2 protein-coding genes are annotated in these 1,040 nt (G+C 66.8%); both read right to left on the reverse strand.

Annotated features, from left to right (window positions below):
* The coding region (locus tag AB0E94_RS53270; protein WP_360344693.1) for a hypothetical protein at window positions 1-302 on the reverse strand (302 nt) is incomplete at its 3' end.
* A 13-nt stretch (window positions 303-315) separates the two neighbouring features.
* A complete protein-coding gene (locus AB0E94_RS53275) occupies window positions 316-933 on the reverse strand; it encodes a hypothetical protein (protein WP_357091606.1) in 618 nt (205 codons plus the stop codon).
* Window positions 934-1,040 lie beyond the last annotated feature (107 nt).

The raw sequence follows: 1,040 nt of genomic DNA on the forward strand, positions 1-1,040 counted from the left end.
GAGCAACGTCGACGAACGACCCCGCCGAACTCGACGTGGAACAGGCCTCGAAGCAGGCGGAACAACTGCAGGCCGCCGGCGAATTCCGAGCCGCCGCCCGCCAGTGGCGACAACTCGCCGATCATCACGCGCGGAGCCACGGCGACAGCCATCCTCTCGTATTCGACCTCCGCTTGCGCGCCGCCCGCGCCCACGTGCCGCTCGGCGAGCACGACCGCGCCCTGCGCCAGCTCAAGAGCCTGATGCACAGCCGCGCCCAGGCGGACGGACCGGAACACTTCGCGGTAGTGGAACTGCGTCAAGAAATCGAACGACTCAGCAAGGAACGGCCTTCGCCACACGACCCCGCACGACACGCACCAGACGCGGATCACTGAACAACCGAGGCAACAGCACCGCCTTCTGCTCAGGGAAGCGACCGCCCCGATAGTGGAAGATCTGGGCACAGTTCTGGCCACGCGTCTCGGTCGCCAGAGCGCGACGCGCCAACGGCGAGTACATGCTGCTGTGTTTCAACCAGGCCGCCTCCTCGCCATGCCGGTCGAACCCCCGGCCGCTACCCGCGTGCCCGAACACGTCATGGACCGCACGGAACATGTCGTTCTCACCGTCACTGAGGTAAGGGTGGGGGTTTCCGCTGGACGCGCTGGCCCACACCTTCAGCTGACGGTGCCGCACATCGTCGACCATCGAGTCGACCTCCTCGTACGGGTCCTCGTTCACCACCCGCACCGTCACGCCCAGGCCACCGAACTCGACCCGGCCCACCATGAAGTGATACTGCCGCACCGTTTCCCGGCAGAACGCGGCGTAGGCGGCATAGGCACGTTCCTCCCTGAGCGGCGCGGCCATGTAAGCGTCAGCGATGGCAGCGCCGACGACGGGGTCAAGGCGCACTCGCGCATACACGTGGACTGGCGTGGCATCCGTCAACTCGGGCCGATACCGCCGTACACCGCCGCACACGTATGCGACCGGAGCAAAGGTTGGAGACTGGGCGGGTGGCAGCGCGGCTGCGAGCAAGGGTGTTCATGGTCCTC

Origin of the sequence: Actinoplanes sp. NPDC026670, from assembly GCF_040638175.1 — a bacterium.
Classification (GTDB): domain Bacteria; phylum Actinomycetota; class Actinomycetes; order Mycobacteriales; family Micromonosporaceae; genus Actinoplanes.